At 64.2% G+C, this 26,579-nt stretch carries 36 protein-coding genes; all 36 read right to left on the bottom strand.

The window, feature by feature from the left end:
- Positions 1-64 precede the first annotated feature (64 nt).
- A complete protein-coding gene (locus BXU08_RS18580; RefSeq protein WP_077511542.1) occupies positions 65-661 on the bottom strand; it encodes a hypothetical protein in 597 nt (198 codons plus the stop codon).
- A complete protein-coding gene (locus BXU08_RS18575) occupies positions 658-1,863 on the bottom strand; it encodes a M48 family metallopeptidase (RefSeq protein ID WP_077511540.1) in 1,206 nt (401 codons plus the stop codon). Before BXU08_RS18575 ends, BXU08_RS18580 begins: the two co-directional genes overlap by 4 nt.
- Entirely contained in the window at positions 1,860-2,603 is a 744-nt protein-coding gene (locus BXU08_RS18570) for a hypothetical protein (protein WP_077512622.1), read from the bottom strand. The genes BXU08_RS18575 and BXU08_RS18570 overlap by 4 nt, the downstream gene beginning before the upstream one ends.
- A 150-nt stretch (positions 2,604-2,753) precedes the next feature.
- On the bottom strand, positions 2,754-4,895 hold the full coding sequence (locus BXU08_RS18565; protein ID WP_077511538.1) for a prolyl oligopeptidase family protein: 2,142 nt from the start codon (positions 4,893-4,895) through the stop codon (positions 2,754-2,756).
- A 79-nt stretch (positions 4,896-4,974) separates the two neighbouring features.
- The gene (gene rplQ / locus BXU08_RS18560; protein ID WP_077511536.1) at positions 4,975-5,397 is read right to left on the bottom strand and encodes a 50S ribosomal protein L17; all 423 of its coding nucleotides are present in this window, start codon (positions 5,395-5,397) and stop codon (positions 4,975-4,977) included.
- Between the two features lie 115 nt (positions 5,398-5,512).
- The gene (locus BXU08_RS18555; RefSeq protein WP_077511534.1) at positions 5,513-6,583 is read right to left on the bottom strand and encodes a DNA-directed RNA polymerase subunit alpha; all 1,071 of its coding nucleotides are present in this window, start codon (positions 6,581-6,583) and stop codon (positions 5,513-5,515) included.
- A gap of 102 nt (positions 6,584-6,685) precedes the next feature.
- A complete protein-coding gene (rpsK, locus tag BXU08_RS18550) occupies positions 6,686-7,075 on the bottom strand; it encodes a 30S ribosomal protein S11 (RefSeq protein WP_077511532.1) in 390 nt (129 codons plus the stop codon).
- Positions 7,076-7,089: 14 nt separating this feature from the next.
- Complete coding sequence (gene rpsM / locus BXU08_RS18545; protein WP_077511530.1) at positions 7,090-7,458, bottom strand: 30S ribosomal protein S13; 369 nt, start codon at positions 7,456-7,458, stop codon at positions 7,090-7,092.
- Between the two features lie 236 nt (positions 7,459-7,694).
- Positions 7,695-7,916, bottom strand: a complete 222-nt coding sequence (locus tag BXU08_RS18540; protein WP_077511528.1) for a hypothetical protein — start codon at positions 7,914-7,916, stop codon at positions 7,695-7,697.
- 61 nt (positions 7,917-7,977) lie between these two features.
- Positions 7,978-8,997 (bottom strand): polysaccharide deacetylase family protein, encoded by a 1,020-nt coding sequence (locus BXU08_RS18535; protein ID WP_077511526.1) that lies wholly within the window; start codon positions 8,995-8,997, stop codon positions 7,978-7,980.
- 77 nt (positions 8,998-9,074) lie between these two features.
- Positions 9,075-9,728 (bottom strand): adenylate kinase, encoded by a 654-nt coding sequence (locus tag BXU08_RS18530; protein WP_077511524.1) that lies wholly within the window; start codon positions 9,726-9,728, stop codon positions 9,075-9,077.
- 28 nt (positions 9,729-9,756) lie between these two features.
- Positions 9,757-11,118, bottom strand: a complete 1,362-nt coding sequence (secY, locus tag BXU08_RS18525; RefSeq protein ID WP_077511522.1) for a preprotein translocase subunit SecY — start codon at positions 11,116-11,118, stop codon at positions 9,757-9,759.
- A 169-nt stretch (positions 11,119-11,287) separates the two neighbouring features.
- The gene (gene rplO, locus BXU08_RS18520) at positions 11,288-11,830 is read right to left on the bottom strand and encodes a 50S ribosomal protein L15 (RefSeq protein ID WP_077511520.1); all 543 of its coding nucleotides are present in this window, start codon (positions 11,828-11,830) and stop codon (positions 11,288-11,290) included.
- 343 nt (positions 11,831-12,173) lie between these two features.
- Positions 12,174-13,181, bottom strand: a complete 1,008-nt coding sequence (locus BXU08_RS18515) for a PHB depolymerase family esterase (protein WP_366926569.1) — start codon at positions 13,179-13,181, stop codon at positions 12,174-12,176.
- Between the two features lie 376 nt (positions 13,182-13,557).
- On the bottom strand, positions 13,558-13,737 hold the full coding sequence (rpmD, locus tag BXU08_RS18510; RefSeq protein WP_077511516.1) for a 50S ribosomal protein L30: 180 nt from the start codon (positions 13,735-13,737) through the stop codon (positions 13,558-13,560).
- Positions 13,738-13,743: 6 nt separating this feature from the next.
- Complete coding sequence (rpsE, locus tag BXU08_RS18505; RefSeq protein WP_077511515.1) at positions 13,744-14,517, bottom strand: 30S ribosomal protein S5; 774 nt, start codon at positions 14,515-14,517, stop codon at positions 13,744-13,746.
- Positions 14,518-14,519: 2 nt separating this feature from the next.
- Positions 14,520-14,879 carry a 50S ribosomal protein L18 gene (rplR, locus tag BXU08_RS18500; RefSeq protein ID WP_171982622.1) on the bottom strand — a complete coding sequence of 120 codons (360 nt, stop codon included), beginning with the start codon at positions 14,877-14,879 and terminating at the stop codon, positions 14,520-14,522.
- Positions 14,879-15,412: a 50S ribosomal protein L6 gene (gene rplF, locus BXU08_RS18495; protein WP_077511511.1), complete on the bottom strand. Its 534-nt coding sequence runs from the start codon at positions 15,410-15,412 to the stop codon at positions 14,879-14,881. Before rplF ends, rplR begins: the two co-directional genes overlap by 1 nt.
- A 1-nt stretch (position 15,413) precedes the next feature.
- A complete protein-coding gene (rpsH, locus tag BXU08_RS18490) occupies positions 15,414-15,809 on the bottom strand; it encodes a 30S ribosomal protein S8 (RefSeq protein ID WP_077511509.1) in 396 nt (131 codons plus the stop codon).
- 10 nt (positions 15,810-15,819) lie between these two features.
- Positions 15,820-16,125 (bottom strand): 30S ribosomal protein S14, encoded by a 306-nt coding sequence (rpsN, locus tag BXU08_RS18485; protein WP_077511507.1) that lies wholly within the window; start codon positions 16,123-16,125, stop codon positions 15,820-15,822.
- A gap of 19 nt (positions 16,126-16,144) precedes the next feature.
- Positions 16,145-16,729 (bottom strand): 50S ribosomal protein L5, encoded by a 585-nt coding sequence (gene rplE, locus BXU08_RS18480; RefSeq protein ID WP_077511505.1) that lies wholly within the window; start codon positions 16,727-16,729, stop codon positions 16,145-16,147.
- Positions 16,722-17,039 carry a 50S ribosomal protein L24 gene (gene rplX, locus BXU08_RS18475; RefSeq protein WP_077511503.1) on the bottom strand — a complete coding sequence of 106 codons (318 nt, stop codon included), beginning with the start codon at positions 17,037-17,039 and terminating at the stop codon, positions 16,722-16,724. Before rplX ends, rplE begins: the two co-directional genes overlap by 8 nt.
- Positions 17,039-17,407: a 50S ribosomal protein L14 gene (gene rplN, locus BXU08_RS18470; protein WP_077511501.1), complete on the bottom strand. Its 369-nt coding sequence runs from the start codon at positions 17,405-17,407 to the stop codon at positions 17,039-17,041. Before rplN ends, rplX begins: the two co-directional genes overlap by 1 nt.
- Positions 17,408-17,485: 78 nt before the next feature.
- Complete coding sequence (gene rpsQ / locus BXU08_RS18465) at positions 17,486-17,755, bottom strand: 30S ribosomal protein S17 (protein ID WP_077511499.1); 270 nt, start codon at positions 17,753-17,755, stop codon at positions 17,486-17,488.
- Positions 17,756-17,767: 12 nt separating this feature from the next.
- A complete protein-coding gene (gene rpmC, locus BXU08_RS18460; protein ID WP_077511497.1) occupies positions 17,768-17,971 on the bottom strand; it encodes a 50S ribosomal protein L29 in 204 nt (67 codons plus the stop codon).
- A 4-nt stretch (positions 17,972-17,975) separates the two neighbouring features.
- Positions 17,976-18,407, bottom strand: a complete 432-nt coding sequence (rplP, locus tag BXU08_RS18455) for a 50S ribosomal protein L16 (protein WP_029936455.1) — start codon at positions 18,405-18,407, stop codon at positions 17,976-17,978.
- A gap of 12 nt (positions 18,408-18,419) precedes the next feature.
- Positions 18,420-19,127 carry a 30S ribosomal protein S3 gene (gene rpsC / locus BXU08_RS18450; protein WP_077511495.1) on the bottom strand — a complete coding sequence of 236 codons (708 nt, stop codon included), beginning with the start codon at positions 19,125-19,127 and terminating at the stop codon, positions 18,420-18,422.
- A complete protein-coding gene (rplV, locus tag BXU08_RS18445; RefSeq protein ID WP_077511493.1) occupies positions 19,127-19,504 on the bottom strand; it encodes a 50S ribosomal protein L22 in 378 nt (125 codons plus the stop codon). Before rplV ends, rpsC begins: the two co-directional genes overlap by 1 nt.
- A complete protein-coding gene (gene rpsS / locus BXU08_RS18440; protein WP_077511491.1) occupies positions 19,504-19,779 on the bottom strand; it encodes a 30S ribosomal protein S19 in 276 nt (91 codons plus the stop codon). The genes rplV and rpsS overlap by 1 nt, the downstream gene beginning before the upstream one ends.
- Positions 19,780-19,785: 6 nt before the next feature.
- Positions 19,786-20,637, bottom strand: coding sequence for a 50S ribosomal protein L2 (rplB, locus tag BXU08_RS18435; protein ID WP_077511489.1), 852 nt, complete (start codon positions 20,635-20,637; stop codon positions 19,786-19,788).
- Entirely contained in the window at positions 20,637-20,957 is a 321-nt protein-coding gene (locus BXU08_RS18430) for a 50S ribosomal protein L23 (RefSeq protein WP_077511488.1), read from the bottom strand. The genes rplB and BXU08_RS18430 overlap by 1 nt, the downstream gene beginning before the upstream one ends.
- Positions 20,950-21,579, bottom strand: coding sequence for a 50S ribosomal protein L4 (gene rplD / locus BXU08_RS18425; RefSeq protein WP_077511486.1), 630 nt, complete (start codon positions 21,577-21,579; stop codon positions 20,950-20,952). The genes BXU08_RS18430 and rplD overlap by 8 nt, the downstream gene beginning before the upstream one ends.
- A 2-nt stretch (positions 21,580-21,581) precedes the next feature.
- The gene (gene rplC / locus BXU08_RS18420; RefSeq protein ID WP_077511484.1) at positions 21,582-22,442 is read right to left on the bottom strand and encodes a 50S ribosomal protein L3; all 861 of its coding nucleotides are present in this window, start codon (positions 22,440-22,442) and stop codon (positions 21,582-21,584) included.
- 273 nt (positions 22,443-22,715) lie between these two features.
- Entirely contained in the window at positions 22,716-23,027 is a 312-nt protein-coding gene (gene rpsJ / locus BXU08_RS18415; RefSeq protein WP_029936463.1) for a 30S ribosomal protein S10, read from the bottom strand.
- A 156-nt stretch (positions 23,028-23,183) separates the two neighbouring features.
- Positions 23,184-24,377: an elongation factor Tu gene (gene tuf / locus BXU08_RS18410; RefSeq protein ID WP_077511482.1), complete on the bottom strand. Its 1,194-nt coding sequence runs from the start codon at positions 24,375-24,377 to the stop codon at positions 23,184-23,186.
- 80 nt (positions 24,378-24,457) lie between these two features.
- A complete protein-coding gene (gene fusA, locus BXU08_RS18405) occupies positions 24,458-26,554 on the bottom strand; it encodes an elongation factor G (protein ID WP_077512620.1) in 2,097 nt (698 codons plus the stop codon).
- Between the last annotated feature and the right edge of the window lie 25 nt (positions 26,555-26,579).

Raw genomic sequence — 26,579 nt, 5'->3', positions numbered from 1 at the left:
CGGGCGGCGCGGACGGCTCCGTAACGCCCCAACGGAGTGCGACGGCTGCGAAGACGAGGCGCGCCTACAGCGTTGCCGTGGCCACCAGCGCCCGAACATCGGCTATCGCCTTGTCGAAATAGTGCAGGCGCGGCGCATCGAAGCTGACCATGTAGAGCTTGCCGTCGACGATCGCGGCCGTCGCTTCGCCTTTCCGGGTGATCTGGTCCGCGTCAGTATAATCGTAGGTGAAGATCACCCCATCCTGGCCCAGGAACCTTGCCGGCGCCGTTGATGTGAGCTGGAAGGCACCGATCTTCTTGTACGTCCGGTACGTGCCCTCCAGCAGTTCGGGCAGCTCGACGAGCAGCGTCGACTTGCCGAATTTGGGCAGCGGGTCCTTCTTCTTGTGCCGCTCCTTGACGAGTGGCTTGCCCGCTTCGATCCCGGCATAGAAAGTGAGATCGTTGAGCTGCCCGCCGTCGAGCGTCCATGTCTCGGCATTCTTGCCGGGCTTGCCGCTCAGCCGGTTCCAGTCACACTGCGGCGTCACCGTCAGTCGGGAATCGGCGACGGTGACCGCCTCCCCCTTCTGGCGCAATTTGTGCGCACTTGCTGACGGGACCTGAAAGGTCACCGAGAGCAGCGCCATCAGCGCCGCCGCGACAATGGCATTCTTCATTGCATACTTCCCCCCGGAATCATCAGCCTGATCATCTTCGCGTCGGATGCATCCGGGCTGAGCTGCAGATATCGTTGGAGCGCGGCCTGTCCGTCGACTTGTCGTCCGCTCTTGATGAGCGCCAGGCCGAGCCCGCGATGCGCGGCAGGCAAGCCGTCCCGCATCGCGATCGCATTGGCATAGAATTGGATCGCATTGACGAAGTCGCGCTGGTTGCCTCGCGCGCGGTACAGTTCCGCACGCGCAAACCAGAGATCCGCCGTCCACCCGTCGCTCGCCAGGTTCTGAATCAGATAGTCGCTCGCGCCGAAGTCATTGAGCTTGATCTGGTCATCGAGAAGCAGCGGAAGCCAGGCGGCGAGCGCTTCGCGATACCGCGCCGTGCCGTCGTTACGGCTTGCGGCTTCGGGTGCAGCCAGCGCCGCCAGATAGTCCGCCCGCTCTCCCTGCGGCGGATGCGACGCAGTGAACGCCACCGCATTGAAGTTCGGTTTTCGGACGCCGCGCGCGGTAGCGGATGCCGCCAGCTCGCCCATGAGGTTCTGCCAGACGGCGGTTGCCGCCTGCGGCGGCAGGCTGCTCTGGTTCAGATAGCTGACACCGAGCAGGTCGGCCTCGCGCTCCTGATCGCGACCGTATCGGAACAGGCTTCCATAAACCGACCATCTCAGGTCTCGATAGGCGCGCAGGACGGTGTAGTTCCGCACCATGCTGGTCAGCAGCCCGCTCCAGGCAAGCAGATCCGACCCGCTTCGTCCGGCTTTGAACTTGGCCAATGAATGCCGCCGCTCGAAATGACCGAATTCATGGCCAAGCACCGCTCCCAATTCGGCTTCACTGCGCACGCGCAGCAGCAGTCCGCTAAAGATGCGCATCGTCCCGTTAGGTGACATGGTGGCGTTGAAGACGGGCTCGCGGATTACATACACCCGCACCGAGCCGCAGCGATCCAGGCCGACGGTCGCGCAGAGCACATCCCGAATATAGCCCGTCAGCTTCTCGTCGCGGATGACCAGAGGCGAGGCGGCAAGCGCGCGCTCGCTCTCGTCATCCTCTCTCCACATGCCGACCTCGTCGATGCCCTGCGGCTGATAGACCCCGGCATAGGGCGATAGGACGGCCGCCTTTTGCGCGGACGCCGGGACACCGCTCAGCGCGAGGACGGCGCTGGCAAGCAAACGGCTGGCGCCGCAGAGAGTCATTGCTCTTGCTTGATGGCGCTGCCGGGGAAATCCTCGAGAAGCTGGCGGACGCGCTTCTCGGAGCCCTCTTCCTCCCGGACGTCGCCACCCATCGCCCCATCGGCGTTGAGCCACAGCAAGTCGCCGGTCTTGAGATCGACCAGGCCGGCATAACCCGCATGCTCGCCCGACTTCACGGCGATGCCCGGCCCCAGCAGGGCAAGAACCTGGAGGATCTTGCGGCCGGTCGAGCCATAGGCGTCCCGATTGTAAATGAAGAGCGCATAGTCCGCATCCTGCGCGCCCGGCAGCGACGCTACCCCGGCGCCCAGCGACCAATCGAACACGTCGTTCTTGTTGTCGCGCTTCTTGGTGGGCAGCCGATTGCCGACGAAGAATTGGTATTCGATCACTGCTTGCGACACCGCGGCGAACAGCGACATATGCTCCTGCAGCCGCTGCGCTTCCTCGCCATAGGCTTCCGGAGCGACGATGACGGTGTTGCCGAGCCGGCTTTGCAAGCGCTCAAGCGAGACCTGGATATTTTTCGACGCCCGCTCGGTCCAATCGCCGTTGGGCTCGAACATGCCGCCCGTCGACTGCGCCCCGACGCTGACCGACGGCCGGAAGACGAGAATGCGCTTGCCGCTATTGGCGCTAAGTTCGAAGCCCTTCTTGAGCGCCGAACGCTCCTGGGCAGTCGCCGGCAGTGCAAGCAGCATCATGCCGATCGTAAAGACGATCCCCGATATAATCCTCATTTCCCATGCCCCCATTTTGGAGGCATCTTGCGGCACCTCCAACGGAGCAAGGATATCTATGGACTCGCAAGTATCGCAACCGGGTCATTCGCCGAATCCAGAACAACATGTTCCATATTGGACTAGATTCGGCGACCAAGACCTGGTGCGCTACTGCTTCTTTACCTGAAGCCCCGTCCATTTCGCCGCGAACGCATAGAGGTCCGCCGCTTCCTCGATGATCTTGTCGGTCGGCTTGCCCGAGCCGTGGCCGGCGCGAGTCTCGATCCGGGCGAGGTGCGGCTTGTCGCCGATATCGGCCGCCTGCAGCGCGGCGGTGTATTTGAAGCTGTGCCCCGGCACGACGCGATCGTCGGTGTCGGCGGTGGTCACCAGGATCGCCGGATAGGGCTTGCCGCCCTTCACATTGTGATACGGCGAATAGGCGTAGAGGCGCTTGAAGTCCTCGGCCTTGGACGGATAGCCATAGTCATCGACCCAGTAGCGTCCGGCGGTCCAGCGATCGAAGCGCAGCATGTCCATCACGCCCACTGCAGGGAGCGCTGCGGCGAACAGGTCCGGACGCTGGTTGACCACTGCGCCGACGAGCAGCCCGCCGTTCGATCCGCCCTGAATCGTCAGCTGGTCCTTGCCGGTGATGCCTTCCTTGATCAGGTATTCGCCCGCGCCGATGAAATCGTCGAACACGTTCTGCTTGTTGGCGAGGCGGCCGCCGTCGTGCCACGCCTTGCCGTACTCACCGCCGCCGCGGATGTTGGCGAGGACGAATACCCCTCCCTGCTCCATCCATGCGACGCGCGCTGCGGAGAAGCTGGGGGTGTAGGGCACGTTGAAGCCGCCATAGCCCCAAAGCAGGGTCGGCGCCGGGCCGGTGGTGGTCGCCTTGCGCACGACGAACATCGGCACCTTGGTCCCGTCCTTCGAAGCGAAGAAGCGCTGCTCGACCTTGTACTGCGACGGATCGAAGGCGACCTTGGGCTGCGCCCAGGGCGTCGCCTTTCCGGTTGCCACATCGTAGCGGAAGATCGTCGTCGGATAGTTGAAGCTGGTGAAGGCGAAGAAGGTCTCGGGATCGCCCAGCTCGCCGCCGAAGCCGCTTGCCGTGCCGATGCCCGGAAGCGCCACCTTGCCGTCGGCCTTGCCGTCCAGCGTGTAGCGGCGGACCTCGGTCTTGGCGTCGACCATATAGTTGAGGATCAGCCGGTCGCCGACGATCGAAGCGCCTGCCAGCGTCTCCTTCTGCTCGCCGACGATTTCTCGGGGCGTCAGCTTGGGATCGGCGATGTCGATCGAGACAATGCGGTCTCGCGGGGCGCCGGCATTGGTCGAGAAATAGAAGACGCTGCCCTTGTTGCCGATCGCCGACCAGTCGTTCTCGAGCTTGCCGATGATCTCTCGCGCCTGCCACTTGGGATCGGCGAGATCGACGATGTGGACGAGGTTCTTGTTGTCGGTGCCTTCGGACGTGCCGATGACGAGGTAGCGACCATCGTCGGTGATCCCGGCATAATGGCTCTGGCTCGGATGGGTCGGGGTTTCATAGACCAGTCGATCCGCGGACTGCGGCGTACCGAGCTTGTGGAAATAGACCTTGTGGTTCTCGTTCAATGCCTGGAACTTGGCGTCGGCGGGCGGCTCGGGGTAGCGCGAGTAGAAGAAGCCGCTGCCGTCCTTGGCCCAGGACAGCCCCATGGTGAACTTCGCCCAGCTGACTTCGTCGCCGGTTTCCTTGCCGGTGGCGGTGTCGATCACCTTGATCGTGCGCCAGTCGGTTCCGCCGTCCTGGATCGAGTATGCGAGCAGCCTGCCGTCCTCGGAAGGCAGCCATTCGGCGAGCGCAGTGGCGCCGTCCTTCGACCAGCCATTGGGATCGATCAGCACACGGCCCTCGCCCTGCAGCGTATCACGCACCCAAAGTACCGCCTGGTTCTGCAGGCCGGCGTTGTGCGCGTAGAAATAGCGGCCGCCCTTCTTCTGCGGCGCGCCGAAGCGCTCATAGTTGAACAGCGTTTTGATCCGGTCGGCGAAGAGCTGGCGCCCGGGGAGCGTGGCGAGATAGGCGTCGGTCACCTTGTTCTGCGCGGCGACCCAGTCGGCGACTTCCTTGTCATTGCGGACGTCGTTCTCGAGCCAGCGATAGGGATCGGCGACCTTCACTCCGAACTGTTCCTCAACGACATCGACGCGGCGCGTTTCAGGATAAGCGGGCTTGGTCACTTGGGTCTCCGGCGAAGTCTGGGCGAGAGCGGGGCTGGCGAAAAGCAAGGGAAGTGCAAGGAGTGCGCGGCGCATCAACGGCTCCGAAAATGAGAAGAGGCCGGACCCTAGGTAGGGCCGGCCTCGTTCTCAAGCTTCGAAATGTTGCTGCTTATCAGGCGGCGTCTTCGAAATCCTCGTCGCTCAGCACCGGGCCCGAATCCTGGCCCTTTGCCGAGACGTCGCGATCGACGAACTCGATGATCGCCATCGGCGAGGCGTCCGATGCGCGGATGCCGGCCTTGATGACGCGGGTGTAGCCGCCGTTGCGATCAGCGTAGCGCGCGGCCAGCACGTCGAACAGCTTGACCAGCTGCGCATCGTCGAGGAGCCGCGAATGCGCGAGACGGCGGTTCGAAAGACCACCCTTCTTGGCGAGCGTGATCAGCTTCTCGATGTACGGACGAAGCTCCTTCGCCTTGGCGACGGTCGTCGTGATCTGCTCGTGCTTGATGAGCGCGGCGCTCATGTTGCGGAAAAGAGCGAGACGATGGGCCGAGGTGCGCTGAAGCTTACGGCCGCCTACACGATGGCGCATGATATTTTCCTTCGTTCGTTAAGGGGCCGTTCGAGGTACCCCGTACCAGGCGGTGCTAAAAACGGGCCACCGCCCAAAACCCGTCAAGGTCACATTAGGGTCACACCATCCGGCGTTAGCCCATGATCTCCTGCTCGAGCTTCTTGGCCATCTCTTCGATGTTTTCGGGCGGCCAGCCGGGGATTTCCATGCCCAGGCGGAGACCCATGCTCGAAAGGACTTCCTTGATCTCGTTGAGCGACTTGCGGCCGAAGTTCGGCGTGCGCAGCATCTCGGCTTCGGTCTTCTGAACCAGATCGCCGATATAGATGATGTTGTCGTTCTTGAGGCAGTTGGCCGAGCGCACCGACAGTTCGAGCTCGTCGACCTTCTTGAGAAGGTAACGGTTGATCTGCGCGGTATCGCCCGAAGCGACGCCACCTTCTGCGGCCGCCGGAGCAGCCATGCCGATCGGCGCCGAGCGGGTAACCGCCGAATCGTCGAAGTGCACGAACAGCGAGAGCTGATCCTGGAGGATGCGCGCCGCATAAGCGAGGCCGTCTTCCGGGGTGATCGTGCCGTCGGTCTCAACGGTCAGCGTGAGCTTGTCATAATCGAGCTCCTGACCGACGCGGGTGTTCTCGACCTTGTACGAAACCTGGCGGACCGGGCTGTACAGCGCGTCGACCGGGATCAGGCCGATCGGCGCATCCGCCGGACGGTTCGACTGGGCGGGGACATAGCCCTTACCCGTGTCGGCAGTCAGCTCCATGTTGAGCGTCGCACCGTCGTCGAGATGGCAGATCACCAGCTCGGGGTTCATCACTTCGATGTCGCCCGAAACGGCGATGTCGCCGGCCTTCACTTCTGCGGGGCCGGTAGCCGAAAGCTGGAGCCGCTTCGGGCCTTCGCCCTGCATGCGGATAGCGATCTGCTTCACGTTGAGCACGATGTCCGTCACGTCCTCACGGACGCCGGCGAGGCTCGAGAATTCGTGAAGGACGTTCTCGATCTTGATCGACGTGACCGCGGCGCCCTGGAGCGACGAGAGCAAAACACGACGCAGCGCATTACCGAGCGTAAGGCCGAAACCGCGCTCGAGCGGCTCGGCCACGAAGGTCGACTTGCGCTTGGGATCGCCACCGGCCTTCTTTTCGAGGCCGTTGGGCTTCTTGAGTTCCTGCCAGTTCTTAGGGTTCACCGACACGGGCTTTCCTCATATTTGGGCAGGACGGGGCCATCCTGCCGGGTAACTGCTGCCCGGTCCGGACCCCGCCCTCGGGGCCCGTGAACCGGACAGGATTGCAAATCAGACGCGACGGCGCTTCGACGGGCGAACGCCGTTGTGCGGGATCGACGTCACGTCGCGGATCGACGTGATCTGGAAACCGACCGCCTGCAGCGCGCGAAGCGCCGACTCGCGGCCCGAACCCGGACCCTTGACTTCGACCTCAAGGGTGCGAACGCCGTGCTCGGCAGCCTTGCGGCCTGCGTCTTCGGCGGCGACCTGGGCAGCATAAGGCGTCGACTTGCGCGACCCCTTGAAGCCCATCATGCCGGCCGACGACCACGAGATCGCGTTGCCCTGGGCATCGGTGATCGTGATCATGGTGTTGTTGAAGGAAGCATTCACATGGGCGACGCCCGATGTGATGTTCTTGCGCTCACGACGCTTAATGCGCTGCGGTTCACGTGCCATTGCTCAGCGCTCCCTTACTTCTTCTTGCCGGCGATCGGCTTGGCCTTGCCCTTGCGGGTGCGCGCATTGGTATGCGTGCGCTGGCCACGGACCGGGAGGCCCTTGCGATGACGGAGGCCGCGATAGCAGGCCAGATCCATCAGGCGCTTGATGTTCATCGCCACCTGGCGACGGAGATCGCCTTCGACGGTATAGCTGGCGTCGATCGCTTCGCGAATCTGCAGCACTTCCTGGTCCGACAGGTCCTGCACGCGGCGCTCAGGCGCGATGCCCAGCTTTTCGGTGAGTTCCTTGGCCTTGGTAGCGCCAATGCCGTGAATATACTGCAACGCGATAACGACGCGCTTGTTGGTCGGGATGTTTACACCCGCAATACGTGCCATGGATTTATTCTCCCAGCTCCACGGAGTGCCGCATGGCAGCCTGCACCCCATCTCGTAGCGTTGATCCGAAAATGCAGTGGCGCAGCGTGCGCAAAGGAGCGCCGCCGTGCAACCGGTGTTTCGGAAGATGGGCGACATATGCAGCCGCACGGGCGCTGTCAAGCGCTGCGGGCCGGTTTCGCCGGAACCGGACGCATACACGAACGTTGCGCGCGCGCCAAGTCAGAGGTGACCTGTCAGCGCCTCGCGGCGCGTACCACGACTGCGGCGCCAAGCAGGATCGCCCCGACCATCCCGCCGATCGCCAGCAGGCCCGCCGGCGTCACCTCCACTTCGGCGGTAGTGGAGAAGCGTTCGCCGAACTGGAGGCGAGTCGCGGCGCGCTGGGGCGTGGTCAGCGGCCCCTGCCCTGCGGCGGCGATGGGTCCGGACGAGATGATGTCGGTGCGCGTGCTCATGCGGACTGCAATAGTCCAGGTCTCGCCGATATTCACCAATGCTGATTCGAGCCGGCGGCGCTCAGATCGCGCAGAGCAGCATGCTCGACGCAGCGGCGGCGCGGCGCGGAGCCTCGACTCGGAGGCCGCCGGCGAAGTCGCGCAGCGCCGAGAGATAATGCAGTGTGCCGTCCAGATAGGCGTCGAAGCCGTCCTGGCTTACCGATGGTCCGTCAACGAAGCGGCGCAGCGCATAGGGATCGCTGGCGGGGGCATTGAGCCCCTCGGTGACGACGGTTGCCGATCGCACGCCGCTGGCGGCGAGCACTGCCGGCGCGGCGGGATGCCAAGTGCCGCTGGGGTAGCAGAAGTGAGTCGCCGGCGGCGCGCCGGTCGCACGGGCGATGAAGGCGCGGTTCTCTTCCACTTCTTCGGCAAGCCGGCCGAGCGTGGCGGCGACGTCGATATGGCGATGGGTGTGGAGCTGGACGTCGAGGCCGCGGCGCTGGACATCGGCGAGTTCGTCGGGGCGCAGCAAATGGAACTGGCGGTGATCGAGCCACGCCTCGTCCACGCCGAGCGCGCGGCCGAGACTGCGTAGCGCATCGAGGCGGTCCTCGACTGGCAGCGCTTCGATCGAGCGGATCGTGGCTGCGCGAGGGATGTCGGTTCGGCACGAGGCGGCCAGCAGATAATCGACTGCGACGTTGATTACCGGCAAGTCGCGGCCCGAATACCAGGTTGTGGCATAGAGCGTCGCGGGCATCCGGTAGCGCTCGAGGATCGGCAGCATGTGGCTGTGCGTCGAGGCCCAGCCATCGTCGATGGTGATCGCGACCGATGCCCGCGGGAGATTCCCCGCGGCGAGCCGTTCGATTGCCTCGCCCAGCGGCAGCACCGGCTGGCCCGAACGATGCAGCCGGTCCATCCGCGCTTCGAACTGCCCAGGGGTCATGAACAGGCAATTGCCGAAGGGCGCGCCCGGGGTCAGCCACAGGCCGTGATAGCAGAGGATGCGCAGCTGCGGCGCGGTGGTCTCGCGGGCGAGCGCCGACAATCCGGTCAGCGATGCCAGCTTGAGCAGGGCCTGTTTGGGCGGCATGCGCACGCAAATCCAACGACGCCGGCACGCGCGCCGGCGGGTTGTTCTTGCAGATCAGGGGTTAAGCGAGGGTTTCTTCAGTCCTGGCCGTCGAGGATCGCGGCGATCTGGGCGCCGACCTGATCCATGTCGGCCATGCCGTCCACCCGGCGGACGAGGCCGCGGGCTTCGTAGAACGGCAGGATCGGCGCAGTCTTGGCGCGATATTCGGCCATGCGGGTGCGCACCGTCTCGGCATTGTCGTCGGGACGGCGCTTGAACGCGTGGCTACCGCAGACGTCGCAGGTCTCGGCGACCTTGGGCTGCTTGAAGCTGTCGTGATAGCCAGTGCCGCATTGGGCACAGGTGAAGCGCCCGGTGATGCGATCGACCAACGCCTCCTCATCGACCTGGAGCTCGATGACGTAATCGAGCTTGCGGCCGCGCGAGTCGAGCAGGCCATCGAGCGATTCGGCCTGCGCCGCGGTGCGCGGATAGCCGTCGAAGATCGCGCCATTCTCGGTATCGGCCATGTCGAGCCGCTCGCCGATGATGCCCGAGACGATTTCGTCGGAGACGAGCTCGCCCGCCTCCATCACGGCCTTGGCCTTCACGCCCGTGGGCGTACCGGCCTTGACCGCGGCGCGCAGCATGTCGCCCGTCGACAGCTGGACCATGCCGCGTTCCGCCTCGAGGCGGCTCGCCTGGGTGCCCTTGCCCGCACCCGGAGGGCCCAACAGGATGATGTTCACTCGGTTATCCCCGTCCCAAGCTGCGCGTTCAGCGCATGCGGCCCTTCAGCTTCGCCTTCTTGATCAGATCGCCATACTGGTGCGCCAGCAAATGCGACTGGATCTGCGTAACCGTGTCCATCGTTACGTTGACCACGATCAGAAGGCTAGTGCCGCCCATCAGGAACGTGGCGCCCAGCGACGACATCGCGAATTCGGGCACCAGGCAGATGAAGGTCAGATACGCCGCACCGAGCACGGTGATGCGCGTCAGCACATAATCGAAATAGGTCTCGGTGTTCTTGCCCGGGCGGATGCCGGGGATGAACCCGCCATGGCGCTTCAGGTTGTCGGCGGTCTCCTCGGGATTGAACACCACGGCGGTGTAGAAGAACGAGAAGAAGATGATGCCGGCGCCGTAGAGCCCCATGTAGAGCGGCGAGCCGTGGCGCAACCAGGTGTTGAGGTTGATCACGAAATCGCCCCACGCGCTCTCGCCCGCAGTCGCGGTGCCGGCGAACTGGGTGATCGTCAGCGGCAGCAGCAGCAGCGACGAGGCGAAGATCGGAGGGATCACGCCGGCGGTGTTGAGCTTGAGCGGCAGATGGCTGCGCTCCGCCTGCACCCCGCGCGCGGTCTGGCGCTTGGGATATTGGATCAGGATGCGGCGCTGGGCGCGCTCCATGAAGCAGATCAGCAGGACGAGCCCGACCACCGCGAGGAGGATCAGGATCAGGCGCAGCGGATCGATCGAGCCGGTGCGGCCCGATTCGAACAGCTGGACCAGCGTGCCGGGAAGCCCGGCGACGATGCCCGCCATGATGATCAGCGAAATGCCGTTGCCGACGCCGCGGCTGGTGATCTGCTCACCCAGCCACATCAGGAACAGCGTACCGCCGACGAGCGAGATCACTGCGCCGACGCGGAACAGCAGGCCCGGCTCGATCACGGCCTGCAGGCCCTGGCTCGCGCCGAAATTCTCGAGCCCGGTGGCGATGAACCAGCCCTGGATCGCTGTGAGGCCGACGGTGCCGTAGCGGGTATACTGGTTGAGGCGCTTGCGGCCGCTCTCGCCTTCCTTCTTGATCGCGGCGAGCTGCGGCGACAGCGACGTCGCGAGCTGAACGACGATCGAGGCAGTGATATAGGGCATCACGCCGAGCGCCACGACGCTCATGCGGTGCAGCGCGCCGCCGGTGAAGCTGTTGAAGAAATCAAGCACGCCGCCGCTGGTCTGCTGCGCGAGCAGATTGAGCTGAGTCGGGTCGACGCCGGGCAGCGGCACATAGCTGAGCAGCCGGAAGACGATCAGCGCGCCCAAGGTAAACCACAGGCGCTTCTTGAGTTCGGTCGCCTTGCCGAACTTCGACAGATTGATGCTGGAGGCGAGTTGATCGGCTGCGGATGCCATGTTCGTTTATCGTCCCGGAAACAAAAGCGGCGGATGAGCGTTCGCCGCCCCCCGCCGCTCATATAGGTTGTCCAGTCGTGAGGACAATCTTGTTCCCCGGCGCAGGCCGGGGCCCAGTTGCGAGCGGCCCGATACTGGACCCCGGCCTTCACCGGGGAACAGCATGGAATCAGCCCTGCTTGCCGCCGGCCTTCTTGGCGGCAATGACCTTCTGCACCGAGCGGTGCTTGGCCTTGTGCTTGTCGGCGGCGGGAACGATCTCGGGGATGCTCACCGAACCACCGGCCTTCTCGACGGCTTCCTTGGCGGTCTTCGACGCGCCGGCGACCGTGAAGTTGAGCTTCGCGGTCAGCTCACCCTTGGCGAGGAGGCGGACGCCGTCCTTGCCGCCACGAGTCAGGCCGGCGGCGTTGAGCTCGGCCTGCGTGATGTCGGTCGCAGTCAGCTTGCCCGAATCGATCGCCTTCTGGATCGCGCCGAGATTCACTTCGGCATAGTCCTTGGCGAAGATGTTGTTGAAGCCACGCTTCGGGATACGCATGTGGAGCGGCATCTGACCGCCCTCGAAGCCGTTGATCGAGACGCCTTCGCGGCTCTTCTGGCCCTTCTGGCCGCGGCCGGCGGTCTTGCCCTTGCCCGAACCGATGCCGCGTCCGACGCGGATCTTGGAGGGACGGGCGCCTGCGTTATCGCGGAGATCGTTCAGTTTCATGGTCGTGCACTCGCTTTCGCTTTTGTCGCGCTGATGGAAAGGAAGCGGGGCGCATAGCGGCGGGATGGGGATTTGTCACCCCTTATGTTGGCCCGACGAGCAGGAGCGTTCAGGCGTGACGCCGGGAATATCGTCAGCTCCCGACTGCAGGAGGGCGGCGCAGCACGCGCAGCCAGCCTCGTCCGGACGCTTAGTCTGCGCGGCCAGGCGACGCCGCTCCTTCCGGTTTGGGCGGACCGGCTCGGTTGCGATCTCTTCCATCTCTCTGGCCTCCGATGCGAAGGTGAAGTGCCCCTCGTATGGCTTGGCTCCAGTCAAACGACAGCTCTGCTTCGCTGTCGGTTCAGCGCATGAGTCCGGCTGCGCGCAGTGCGTCTTCGATAACGCGGCCCACGCCGCCGTCAGGAAGCCGCGGTGGTGCGTCTTTGCCACCGGTCGGAAGGCGTTCGGCACGCGCAGCGGCAGGCGGGCCGGCGGCCATTGCGAGATCGCTAGCCGCCCGAGAGGGCGCTGCCCTGATCAGCCCCCAGAAGCCGGCGATACGTCTCGTGGAGGAAACTCCCGCCTCGAGCATGTACGGCCCCGGGATGCCGCAGGCGTCGGGCCCCGAACTCGCCAACGGAGTGCCATGCCCCAGGCCGGCGATGCGATATTCCTCGATGACCTCGCGACCATCGGCGTCGCGCCAGGCGCGGCGCGTATATCCGGCACCGAGTTCGCTTTCGACGACGCCCTCCGGGGCCACGCCGTGCAGGCCGCGCCATTGCTCCACCACCAGATCGGCGTTGAGCGGGGCCACGGTCGCATCGCTGCTGCCGTGCCACACCGAGATAGTCGGCCATGGTCCCCGATGGTCCGAGGCGGCAGCGACCAGTTCTCCAAGCGCAGCAGCGCGCGGCCCCCCATGTGCGCGCATCCGATCGAACGCCTCCGGTACGGAAGCAGCGGTCCCGAACGGAAGTCCGGCAATGATCGCCCCACCCGCGAACACTTCGGGATAGGTGGCGAGCATCACCGAGGTCATCGCGCCTCCAGCGGACAATCCGGTCACATAGATGCGGGCGGCGTCGAGCCGATGCGCGTCGGCCATGGCCGCAATCATTTGCCGGATCGATAACGCCTCGCCCGAATTGCGCCGGGTGTCTTCGCGATTGAACCAATTGAAGCAAAGATTCGCGTTGTTGGCGCGCTGCTGCTCGGGGAACAGCACCGCAAAACCATATTCGTCGGAAAGCCGCGACCAACCCGAGCCGTGATCATAGCCGGCCGCATCCTGCGTGCAGCCATGCAGTACGACGACGAGCGGGGCGCCCGGTTCGAGGCGGGGAGGCACGTAGAAGCGCGCGCGCAAGGCGCCGGGGTTCGATCCGAAATCCCGAAGATCACTCAGGCGATCGAGCCGAGCCGTGTGCTGCACGGCATCGGGCCGGCCCTGCAGGGCTGCCAGTCGCTGGAGCGTGTCGCTGAGAGATCGCATTTAGCCTTGCTCCTGACCGGATACCCGCAAACAGACCCCAATTCAGAATTTGCTGCACTGCACAATGTCATGCGTGACCAGGCGCGGCGCAAGGCGCACGGTATAAAATCGTGCGTTACTCGAGTTCGAAAAGCGGTCGGCGTCGGGCCGGGCTTCGGGTGCCGGAGCAAAAAGGGCGCCCTGCCCCGCGCAAACGAAAAGGGGCGGTAGTCGCCTACCGCCCCCTGTTTCGTTCGAAATGCGTGAAGGCTCAGCCTTCGAGCACCTCGACCATGTGCTGCACCTTGCGGATCATCCCGCGGACTTCGGGGCTGTCCTGCAGCTCCGAAACCCGGTGCATCTTGTTGAGGCCCAGGCCGACCAGCGTCGCGCGCTGATCGCTGGTGCGGCGGATCGGCGAGCCGGTCTGCTTGATCTTGATGGTTGCCATGATCGATTACTCCGCGATCGCAGCTGCATCCGCCTCGGCGGTCTGCGAACCACCGCGGCCGATCAGGTCGGCGATCTTCTTGCCGCGACGCTGCGCAACGCTCTTGGGCGAGGTCTGCTCGCCGAGCGCTTCGAAGGTGGCGCGGATCATGTTGTAGGGGTTCGACGTGCCGACCGACTTGGTCACGACGTCTGCGACGCCCAGCGATTCGAAGATGGCGCGCATCGGGCCACCTGCGATGATGCCGGTGCCGGCCGGAGCCGTACGAACCGTCACGCGGCCTGCGCCGAAGTGACCGTTGCCGTCATGATGCAGCGTGCGGCCTTCCTTGAGCGGAACGCGGACCATTGCCTTCTTCGCAGCTGCCGTCGCCTTAGAAATGGCTTCGGGCACTTCGCGTGCCTTGCCATGACCGAAGCCGACCCGGCCCTTGCCGTCGCCGACGACGACCAGTGCCGCGAAGCCGAAGCGCTTGCCGCCCTTGACCGTCTTCGAGACGCGGTTGATGTGAACCAGCTTCTCGATCAGCTCTTCGCCACCGTCATCGGTAGCGCCGCGCGGACCGCCGCGATTGTCACGACCGCCACGGCCGCCGTCACGGCCGCCGCGATTGCCACCGCCGCCGCCGCCGCCCGGGCCGCCGCGACCACGGCCACCGCCGCCGCCGGGACCACCGCGACCGCGACCACCGCCGCCGCCCTGATAGCCGGTGCTCTCCTGCGCCGGGGCGCTGGCCTCGGCAGGAGCGCCGGTTGCTGGCGTGTTGTTCTCGTCAGCCATCTTTAGAACTCCAATCCGCTCTCACGAGCGGCATCCGCCAGCGCCTTGACGCGGCCATGATAGAGGAAGCCGCCGCGATCGAAGACGACCTGCGTCACGCCGGCGGCCTTGGCCGCCTCGGCAACGCGCTTGCCGACTTCCTGCGCCGCTGCGACGGTCGCGCCGGTCGTGCCGCGCACGTCCTTCTCGAGCGTCGAAGCCGAGGCGATCGTCTTGCCCTGGGCATCGTCGATCACCTGGGCATAGATGTGCTTGCCCGAACGATGGACCGAAAGCCGGGGACGGCCAGCGCCACGCGCACGAAGCGCGGTGCGATTGCGGCGGCGACGCTTTGCGAAAAGCGAGAGACCCTTGGTGCTGATCACTTCTTCTTCCCTTCCTTACGGAAGATGAACTCGCCGTCGTACTTGATGCCCTTGCCCTTATAGGGCTCGGGCTTCCGCCAACGGCGAATCTCGGCCGCAATCTGGCCGACCTTCTGCTTGTCGATTCCCGAGATCTCGACCGTGGTCTGGTCCGGGGTCTTGATCTCGATGCCTTCCGGCACGTCGATGTTCACGTCGTGCGAATAGCCGAGCTGGAGCTTGAGCACCTTGCCCTGCGAATTCGCGCGATAGCCGACGCCGGTGATCAGGAGCTTCTTGGTGAAGCCCTCGGTGACGCCGGTGACGAGGTTCTGCACGAGCGTGCGCTGCATGCCCCAAAAGGCACGCGCCGCCTTGGTCTCGTTCGCCGGCTTCACGAGGATGCCGTCGTTCTCGAGCGTGTAGCTGATCTCGTCGCGCAGGGTAAGCGAGAGAGTGCCCTTGGGGCCCTTCACGCTCAGAATGCGGTCGTCGATCGAGGCGGTGACGCCTGCCGGTACGCTGACCGGCTTCTTGCCGATGCGGCTCATATCAGAAGACCTCCGCGAGCACTTCGCCGCCGACATTCTGCTCGCGCGCTTCCGCGTCGGACAGAACGCCGCGAGGCGTCGAGACGATCGTGATGCCGAGGCCGTTGCGGATCCGGGGCAGTTCCTGCGAACCGGAATAGACGCGGCGGCCGGGCCTCGAGACGCGCGCGACGTGCTTGATCGCCGGCTGGCCTTCGAAATATTTCAGCTCGATGCGGATGCCGGCGGCAGGGCCCATCTGCTCCTCGCTATAGCCACGGATGTAGCCTTCGCGCTGGAGGACATCGAGAACGCGCGCACGCAGCTTCGACGCCGGGGTCAGGACAGAGTCCTTCTTGGCGCGCTGGCCGTTGCGGATGCGGGTGAGCATATCACCCAGGGGATCGGTCAAAGCCATCTCGTGGTCCTTACCAGCTCGACTTCGTGAGGCCGGGGATCAGGCCCTTGTTGGCCAGATCACGCAGCATGACGCGTGCGAGACGGAACTTGCGGTAATAGGCGCGCGGGCGGCCGGTGAGCTCGCAACGATTGCGAATGCGGGTGGGGTTACCATTCCGCGGCAGCTCGGCCATCTTCAGCCGCGCGATGAGGCGCTCGGTATCATCCAAGCTCTCGTCGTTCGCGGTCGCCTTCAGCTTCGCATACTTGCCGGCGTACTTTTTCACCAGCAGCTTGCGACGCTCATTCTTGTTGATGGAACTCAGTTTCGCCATGACTTAAGTTCTCTTTCCCTTACGCTGCCTGCTTCGCTTCGCCGTCCGCCTCGAGCGGGAACGGGAAGCCGAAGAGACGAAGAAGCTCGCGAGCCTCGTCGTCGGTCTTGGCGGTGGTGGTTACGATCACGTCCATGCCACGCACCTTGTCGATACGGTCATAGTTGATCTCGGGGAACACGAGCTGCTCCTTCAGGCCGCAGGCATAGTTGCCGCGTCCATCGAAGCTCTTCGGGTTCAGCCCACGGAAATCGCGAACGCGGGGAAGTGCGATCGTGATGAAACGGTCGAGGAACTCGTACATCCGCTCGCGGCGCAGAGTGACCTTGCAGCCGATCGGCATGCCTTCGCGCAGCTTGAACTGTGCAATCGACTTCTTCGCCTTGGCGACGACAGGCTTCTGGCCGGCGATGAGCTCCATCTCCGAAGCAGCCTGCTCGACCTTCTTCTTGTCCTGGGTGGCCTCGCCAACGCCCATGTTCAGCACGATCTTGTCGATCCGCGGAACTTCCATGACGTTCTTGTAGCCGAACTTCTCGGTCATCGCCTTGGCGATGCTCTCGTCGTACAGCTTGCGCAGGCGCGGGGTATATGACTCAGCCATTGATGACCTCCCCGGTCTTTACGGCGACGCGGACCTTCTTGCCGTCGCGGTCCTCGAAACGGACGCGGGTCGGCTTGCCGTCGGCGGTCACATGCGCGACCTTCGAGACATGCATCGGTGCTTCCGAACGCTTCAGGCCGCCCTGGGGATCGCCCTGGCTCGGCTTGACGTGGCGCACGGCGACATTGACGCCCGAAACGACGACCTTGCCGTCCTTGGGCAGCGACTTGACGACCTCACCGGTCCGTCCCTTGTCCTTGCCGGACAGGACGATGACCTGGTCGCCCTTCTTGATCTTGGCAGTGGCCATCACAGCACCTCGGGCGCGAGCGAAATGATCTTCATGAAGCCCTTCGAGCGCAGCTCGCGGACCACCGGCCCGAAGATACGAGTGCCGATCGGCTCCTCGTTCTTGTTGACCAGCACCGCGGCATTGCCGTCGAAGCGGATCACCGAGCCGTCGGCACGACGGACATCCTTTGCGGTGCGAACGATGACCGCGCGATGCACGTCACCCTTCTTCACCTTGCCGCGCGGTGCAGCTTCCTTGATGCTGACGACGATGACGTCGCCCACGCCGGCGAAGCGACGCTTCGACCCGCCCAGCACCTTGATGCACTGCACCCGCTTCGCGCCGCTGTTGTCAGCGACGTCGAGATTGGACTGCATCTGGATCATCGATCCGGTTCCTTCTCGTTTGGCCTGCCGGGACCAGAGGCCCGGTGGTTCCGATTAAAGACTTAGGCCCGAAGACCTTTAGGCTGCGTCGGCCTTGGCGGGAGTCGCGTGGGTGTTCACCCGCTCGACGACCTTCCAGGTCTTCAGCTTGGAGATCGGCGCAGTCTCTTCGATGCGCACGGTCTCGCCGGCCTTGTATTCGTTGCCCTCGTCATGGGCATGATACTTCTTCGAACGACGGATGATCTTGCCGTAGAGCGGGTGCTTGACCTTACGCTCCACGAGCACGACGACCGTCTTGTCGCCCTTGTCCGAGACAATGTTCCCGGTCAGCACGCGCTTCGGCATGGTCTCGTTTCCTTACTTCGCATCCGAGCGCGTACGCTCGGTCTGCAGCGTCTTGATGCGGGCGATGTCGCGACGGACTTCCTTGACCCGGCTCGGCTTTTCCAGCTGGCTGGTCGCGGCCTGGAAGCGCAGGTTGAATGCCTCGCGCTTCAGGTTGCCCAGCTCTTCGCCGAGCTGGTCGTCGGTCTTCGCACGAAGATCGGTAGGCTTGGTCATCTTATCAACCCTCCAGGTGCGAGGTGTCGCCGAGACGGGCAACGACCTTGACCTTGATCGGCAGTTTCATCGCAGCGCGGCTGAATGCCTCTGCCGCGAGCGGGCCGGGAACGCCGTCGAGCTCGAACAGGATGCGGCCGGGCTTGACGCGGGCTGCCCAATATTCCGGTGCGCCCTTGCCCGAGCCCATGCGGACTTCGGCCGGCTTCGACGAGACGGGAACGTCCGGGAAAATGCGGATCCACAAACGCCCCTGGCGCTTGATGTGACGCGTGATCGCGCGGCGAGCCGCCTCGATCTGGCGCGCGGTGATCCGCTCGGGCTCCATCGCCTTCAGGCCATAGGAACCGAAGTTCAGCGAAGTGCCACCCTTGGCATCGCCATGGATGCGGCCCTTGAACTGCTTGCGGTGCGCAAATTTCTTTGGTTGCAGCATGGTCTAATGTCCTTAGCGGCGATCGTCGCGCGCAGGGCGCACGCCGGTCGTCTGGGCTTCCATGTTGAGCCGGTCCTGCGCCATCGGATCATGGCCGAGGATCTCGCCCTTGAAGATCCACACCTTGACGCCGCACACGCCATAGGCGGTGTGCGCAGTGGCATCGGCATAGTCCATGTTGGCGCGCAGCGTGTGCAGCGGCACCCGGCCCTCGCGATAGCTCTCGTTGCGCGCGATCTCGGCACCGCCGAGACGGCCGCCGCAGGCGACGCGGATGCCGTCGGCACCCAGACGCATCGCCGACTGAACGGCGCGCTTCATGGCGCGGCGGAACGCGATGCGGCGCTCCAGCTGATCGGCGATGCCCTGGGCGACGAGCTTGGCGTCGACTTCAGGCTTGCGGATCTCGACGATGTTCAGCGACACGTCCGAGCTGGTCATCGCGCCGAGCGTCTTGCGCAGCTTCTCGATATCGGTGCCCTTCTTGCCGATGATCACGCCGGGGCGTGCGGCATAGATCGAGATGCGGCACAGCTTGGCCGGACGCTCGATCACCACCTTCGAGATCGCGGCCTGGGGCAGCGTCTTAATGATGTACTGGCGCATCTTGAGATCTTCGAGAAGCAGGCGGCCGTAATCGGCGCCCTCCGCGAACCAGCGGCTGTCCCAGGTACGGTTGATCTGCAGACGCAGGCCGATGGGGTTGCTCTTGTGACCCATTATGCTTCTTCCTGCTCGCGGACGACGATGCGAAGACGGCTGAACGGCTTCAGGATGCGGGTGGACTTGCCACGGCCGCGGGTCGCGAAGCGCTTCATCGTGATCGACTTGCCGACCGAAGCCTCGGCGACGACGAGCGCGTCGACATCGAGGTTGTGGTTGTTCTCGGCATTGGCGATCGCGGACGCGAGAACCTTGCGTGCGTCGACGGCCATCGCCTTGGTGGAGAACTGAAGGATGTTCAGCGCATCACCGACCTTGCGGCCGCGGATGAGACCAGCGACGAGGTTCAGCTTCTGGGCCGAACCGCGGATCTGCGTCGCAACTGCCAGCGCTTCCTTGTCGCCAACCTTGCGGGGTGCCTGAGGCTTGGACATTAGCGCTTACCCTTCTTGTCGGCGGCGTGGCCGGGGAAGAAGCGGGTCGGCGCGAACTCGCCGAGCTTCATGCCCACCATGTCCTCGTTGACCGACACCGGCACGAACTTGCGGCCGTTGTAGACGCTGAAGGTCAGGCCGACGAAGTCGGGCAGGATCGTCGAGCGGCGCGACCAGGTCTTGATCGGCGAACGCGCGTTGGTCTCCTGCGCGGTCTGCGCCTTCTTCAGGAGGTGGAGGTCCACGAACGGACCCTTCCAGACGGAACGAGCCATGAGCGGTTAGCCCTTCTTCTTGGCGTGACGCGAACGGATGATCATCTTGTCCGTCGCCTTGTTGTGGCGGGTGCGCGCACCCTTGGTCGGCTTGCCCCACGGGGTGACCGGGTGACGGCCGCCCGAGGTCCGGCCTTCACCACCGCCGTGCGGATGGTCGACCGGGTTCTTCGCGACACCGCGGGTCAGCGGGCGGATGCCCTTCCAACGGTTGCGGCCGGCCTTGCCGAGATTCTGGTTCTGGTTGTCGGGGTTCGAGACCGCGCCCACCGTCGCCATGCAATTGCCGTGGATGTAGCGCTGCTCGCCCGAGTTGAGGCGAACGATCACCATCCCGCGATCACGGCCGACGACCTGCACATAGGTGCCTGCCGAACGTGCGATCTGGCCGCCCTTGCCTGGCTTCATCTCCACGTTGTGGACGATGGTGCCGACCGGCATCGACGCGAGTTCCATGGCATTGCCCGGCTTCACGTCGGTCTTCTTGCCGGCGATCACCTTGTCGCCAACGGCGAGGCGCTGCGGCGCGATGATGTACGCTACGTTCGACTTGCCCTCGGGCGTGTCGCCATAGTTGACCAGCGCGATGAAGGCGGTGCGGTTGGGATCGTACTCGATCCGCTCGACGGTGCCCTCGATGTCCCACAGGCGACGCTTGAAATCGACGATGCGATAGCGCTGCTTGTGGCCGCCGGCGATGCCGCGCGAGGTCACGTGCCCCTTGTTGTTGCGACCGCCGGTCTTGGTCTTGCCCTCGGTGAGCGCCTTGACCGGACGACCCTTGTACAGAGCCGAACGGTCGATCAGGATCAGGCCGCGGACGCCAGGCGACGTCGGATTGTAATTCTTGAGTGCCATTACGAGTTGACCCCCGAGGTCACGTCGATCTGCTCACCGTCGGCGAGCGTCACGATTGCCTTCTTGATGTCGGAGCGCTTGTAGGGTGCACCCTTCCAGCGCTTGGTCTTGCCCTTCTGGACGATCGTGTTGACGCCGGTCACCTTGACATTCCAGAGCGCCTCGACGGCGGCCTTGATCTCAGGCTTGGTGGCGTCGCCGGCGACCTTGAACACAACCGCGTTGTGCTCAGAGACGAGCGTCGACTTCTCGGTGATGTGCGGCGCGACGATCACGTCATAATGACGGTTGTCGATCGCATCCTTCTGCTTCTTAGCCATTGAAGCGCGCCTCCAGCTTTTCCACGGCAGCGCGGGTCAGGACCAGCGTGTCGCTCTTCAGGATGTCGTAGACGTTGGCGCCCTGGGCCGGCAGCACGTTGACCGTGTGCAGGTTGCCGGCGGCCAGCGCGAAGCTGTTCTCGACGGCGTCGCCATCGATCACCAGCGTCTTCTTGCCGAAGTTCAGCGTCTCAAGGCTGCCGAGCAGCGTCTTGGTCTTGCTGTCGGCAACGCTCAGGCTGTCCATGACGATCAGCGAGCCGGCCTTGGCATGGCTGCTGAGAGCCATCTTCAGGCCGAGTGCGCGAATCTTCTTGTTCAGCGACGGGTTGAAGTCGCGGACGCGGGCGCCATGCGCCTTACCACCACCGATGAACACCGGCGCGCGGCGATCGCCGTGACGGGCGGTGCCGCCGCCCTTCTGGCGGCCAAACTTCTTGCCGGTACGGGCAACATCGGCGCGCTCACGCGTGCCACGAGCCGTCTCGCGACGCTTCTCGAGCTGCCAGGTGACGACGCGATGCAGGATGTCGGCGCGCGGATCGAGGCCGAAGACCTCGTCGTTGAGTTCGATATCCGCAGCCTTCGCCTTGGCGTCGAAGGATTGAACTTTGATCTTCACGCTCAGCCCTCCTGGCCGGTGGTGTCGCCGTCGGCGGCACCGCTGATCTCGGCATCGCTCTGACCGGCGCCCTGGGCGTCGGCAGCGGCAACGCCAGCTGCGACTTCATCGGCGCCCGGCAGCGGAGCGATCTCGTGGACCGCACCCTCTTCGACGGCAGCGATATGATGCTCTTCACCGGCATGCTGGGGATCACGGATCCCGGCCGGGAACGGCGCATCGGCATGACGGTCGACCTTGACGGCGTCCTTGACGAACAGCCAGCCGCCCTTTGAGCCAGGGACCGAGCCCTTGACGAAGATCAGGCCACGCTCGACGTCGGTGCCGACGATCTCGAGATTCTGCTGGGTGCGATACTTATCACCCATGTGACCGGCCATCTTCTTGTTCTTGAAGACCTTGCCCGGATCCTGGCGCTGACCGGTCGAACCGAGCGAACGGTGCGAAACCGAGACGCCGTGGGTGGCGCGCAGACCGCCGAAGCCCCAACGCTTCATGCCGCCCTGGAAGCCCTTACCCTGGGTCTTGCCCTGGATATCGACGAACTGGCCGGCGACATAATGCGCAGCCGAAATCTCGGCGCCCACTTCGAGCAGGCCGTCGGTATCAACGCGGAATTCATGAACCACCGCCTTGGGCTCGACTTCGGCCTTGCCGAAGTGGCCGCGCTGCGGCTTGGCGACATTCTTGCTCTTCGCCGTGCCGGCGCCGAGCTGGACGGCAGTGTAACCGTCACGACCTTCTTCGCGGATGGAGACGACCTGCAAGCCTTCGAGTGACAGGACGGTGACCGGCACGTGGCGGCCGTCGTCCTGGAACAGGCGGGTCATCCCCAATTTCTTCGCGATCACGCCAGTGCGCATGACCTGTTGCTCCTATACAGAGGCACCCTCGGGACCATTCCCTCGGGTGCGTGCCTCAACCCAAAATTCGATGCGAGCCCCCGTCTGGGCTGACCCCCGCCGGAGCGGGAGGACGGGGGACGCAGACCCGGGCAAGCCCGGCGGTATCCCTATCTCGTAGTTGAGTGCACCTTGGCGCTCTCGTGTTCCCTGCGTTGGATCGGGATCGATCCGGTCGAGGAACCAGCGAATCTCCTTAGGGAAGACTCGCGAATCTCGTCTGGAAGCGGCGCATTACGCCAGCTTGATCTCCACGTCAACGCCAGCGGCGAGGTCGAGCTTCATCAGTGCGTCGACCGTCTGCGGGGTCGGCTGCACGATGTCGAGCATGCGCTTGTAGGTGCGAACTTCGAACTGCTCGCGCGACTTCTTGTCGATGTGGGGACCACGGTTGACCGTGAACTTCTCGATCTTCGTCGGAAGCGGGATAGGACCACGGATCAGGGCGCCGGTGCGGCGCGCAGTGTCGGCGATGTCGCCGGTCGCCTGGTCGAGCACTCGGTGATCGAACGCCTTCAGGCGAATACGGATATTCTGCGTTTCCATGGTACCTGCCAATGCGAAAGAGCGGGCCTCGTACTCGAGGCTCTTGCTGTTAAACCCAAAACTGGAGGGCGGCCCTTACAGGGGCCCTCATAAAAAGGCAACCGCCCGGCGCTCTCTTTTTGGAGAGAGCGCCGGGCGGCTGTTTATCCTTAAGTCTTACTTGTCGATCTGCGCGACGACGCCTGCACCGACGGTGCGGCCGCCTTCACGGATCGTGAAGCGCTGACCAACGTCCATGGCGATCGGCGCGATGAGCTTGATGCCCAGTGCGACTTCGTCGCCCGGCATGACCATCTCGGTGCCTTCCGGCAGCTCGATCGTGCCGGTCACGTCCGTGGTACGGAAGTAGAACTGCGGACGATAGTTGGCGAAGAACGGCGTGTGACGGCCACCCTCGTCCTTCGACAGCACGTAGACCGACGACTGGAAGTCGGTGTGCGGCTTGATCGAACCCGGCTTGGCCAGAACCTGGCCACGCTCGACTTCTTCACGGCCCACGCCGCGGATCAGCGCGCCGATGTTGTCGCCTGCCTGGCCCTGATCGAGCAGCTTGCGGAACATCTCGACACCGGTGACGGTGGTCTTGCGCACGGTCTCCTGGATGCCGACGATCTCGACTTCCTCGCCAACCTTGACGATGCCGGTCTCGACGCGGCCGGTGACCACGGTGCCGCGGCCCGAGATCGAGAACACGTCCTCGATCGGCATCATGAACGGCTTGTCGAGCGGACGCTCCGGCTGCGGGATCGACTCGTCGACTGCTGCCATGAGAGCCAGGATCGCTTCCTTGCCGAGCTTGTCGTCCGAACCCGAAAGGGCTGCGGTCGCCGAACCACGGATGATCGGAATGTTGTCGCCGTCGAACTCGCGCTTGCTGAGCTCTTCGCGGATTTCCATCTCGACCAGCTCGAGGATTTCCTCGTCGTCGACCAGGTCGACCTTGTTGAGGAAGACGACCATCGTCGGCACGCCGACCTGACGCGCGAGCAGGATGTGCTCCTTGGTCTGCGGCATCGGGCCGTCGGTCGCGGCGACCACGAGGATCGCACCGTCCATCTGCGCAGCGCCGGTGATCATGTTCTTCACATAATCGGCGTGGCCCGGGCAATCGACGTGCGCGTAGTGGCGGGCGGCGGTCTCATACTCGACGTGTGCGGTCGAGATGGTGATGCCGCGCTCGCGCTCTTCCGGCGCCTTGTCGATGTTGGCGAAGTCGACTGCGACGCCGCCCGAGGTCTCGGCCAGCACCTTGGTAATCGCTGCGGTCAGCGAGGTCTTGCCATGGTCGACGTGACCGATGGTGCCGATGTTGAGGTGCGGCTTGTTCCGCTCGAATTTTGCCTTGGCCATTGCTTTCCTACCTTCTGGATTCTGATTCGCGGCCGGTAAGGGCGCCACGCGAACGCGGCCCCTTAACGACTCATTTTGGATTACGCCAGCTTCGCCTTCACTTCGTCGGCCACATTCGCGGGCACTTCGTCGTAATGCGAGAACTGCATGCTGTACTGCGCGCGGCCCTGGGTGAACGAGCGGAGCGCGTTCACATAGCCGAACATGTTCGCCAGCGGGACCATCGCGTCCACCGTCTGCGCGTTACCGCGCGTATCGGTGCCCTGGATCTGGCCACGGCGGCTGTTCATGTCGCCGATGACGTCGCCGAGATAATCCTCCGGCGTGACGACTTCGACCTTCATGATCGGCTCGAGCAGCTTGATGCCCGACTTCTGGGCCGCTTCGCGCATTGCGCCGCGGGCACAGATTTCGAACGCCAGTGCCGACGAGTCGACGTCATGGTAGGCGCCGTCATACAGCAGGATCTCGAAGTCGATGATCGGGAAGCCGACCAGCGAACCCGTGGCAGCCGTCTCGCGGAAGCCCTTTTCGATCGCGGGGATATATTCCTTGGGAATATTACCGCCCTTGATCTCGTCCTTGAAGATGATGCCCGAACCGCGCTCGCCCGGCGTGAGCTTGACCTTCACGCGGCCGAACTGACCGGTGCCGCCCGACTGCTTCTTGTGCGTGTAGTCGATATCGACCGGCTTGCCGAGATATTCGCGATACGCAACCTGCGGCGCGCCGACATTGGCCTCGACCTTGAATTCGCGCTTCATGCGATCGACCAGGATCTCGAGATGGAGCTCGCCCATGCCCTTGATGATGGTCTGGCCGCTCTCCGCGTCCGAAGTCACGCGGAACGACGGGTCCTCGCGCGCCAGGCGATTGAGGGCGACGCCCATCTTCTCCTGGTCGGCCTTGGTCTTGGGCTCCACCGACAGCTCGATCACCGGCTCGGGGAATTCCATCCGCTCGAGAATGATCGGCGCATTGATGGCGCACAGCGTGTCGCCGGTCGTGGTGTCCTTGAGGCCGGCCAGCGCGACGATGTCGCCGGCATAGGCCACCTGGATGTCCTCACGCTCGTTCGCATGCATCAGCAGCATGCGGCCGACCTTTTCCTTCTTGTCCTTGACCGAGTTGGTCACCTGCGACGCAGTCTCGAGCTTGCCCGAATAGATGCGCGCGAAGGTCAGCGTGCCGACGAACGGATCGTTCATGATCTTGAACGCCAGTGCCGAGAACGGAACGTCGTCCGACGACGGACGCTCGTCCGGGGTCTCACCGTCGAGCTTGAGGCCCTGGATGGCGGGAACGTCGAGCGGCGAAGGCAGATAGTCGACCACGGCGTCGAGCAGGGGCTGCACGCCCTTGTTCTTGAACGCCGAGCCGCACACCACCGGCACGAATGCCATGCTGAGCGTACCCTTGCGGATCAGCTTCTTGAGGTCGGCGACCGAGGGCTCATTGCCTTCGAGATACGCTTCCATCAGGTCGTCGTCCTGCTCGACGGCCATCTCGATCAGTTCGCTGCGATACTTGGCGGCCTTCTCGGCCATGTCCTCGGGAATGTCCTGATAGACGAACTTCGCGCCGAGGCTCTCTTCGAGCCAGATGATCGCGCGGTTCTCGACCAGGTCGACCAGGCCCTTGAAGCCGCCCTCGATGCCGATCGGCAGATACAGCACGGCCGGACGCGCGCCGAGGCGCTCGATGATCGAGTTCACGCAGAAATAGAAGTCGGCGCCGGTGCGGTCGAGCTTGTTGACGAAGCACATGCGCGGCACGCCGTACTTGTCGGCCTGACGCCACACGGTCTCGGACTGCGGCTCAACGCCGGCAACGCCGTCGAAGCATGCGACTGCACCGTCGAGCACGCGCAGCGAACGCTCGACTTCGATCGTGAAGTCGACGTGCCCGGGGGTGTCGATGATGTTGATCAGGTGCTCTTCGCCCTTGCCCTCTTCGGCGCGCCACTTGCACGTCGTAGCGGCGGACGTGATCGTGATCCCGCGCTCCTGCTCCTGCTCCATCCAGTCCATCGTCGCAGTGCCTTCGTGCACTTCGCCGATCTTGTAGGACTTGCCGGTGTAATAGAGGATGCGCTCGGTCGTCGTCGTCTTGCCGGCGTCGATGTGCGCCATGATGCCGATATTGCGATAACGCTCGAGCGGATGGCTGCGGGCCATGATGTTCACTCCTGTGCCGGACGCG

This window comes from Sphingomonas sp. LM7 (genome assembly GCF_002002925.1).
GTDB lineage: Bacteria > Pseudomonadota > Alphaproteobacteria > Sphingomonadales > Sphingomonadaceae > Sphingomonas.
This window is presented reverse-complemented; position numbering and strand designations above follow the sequence as displayed.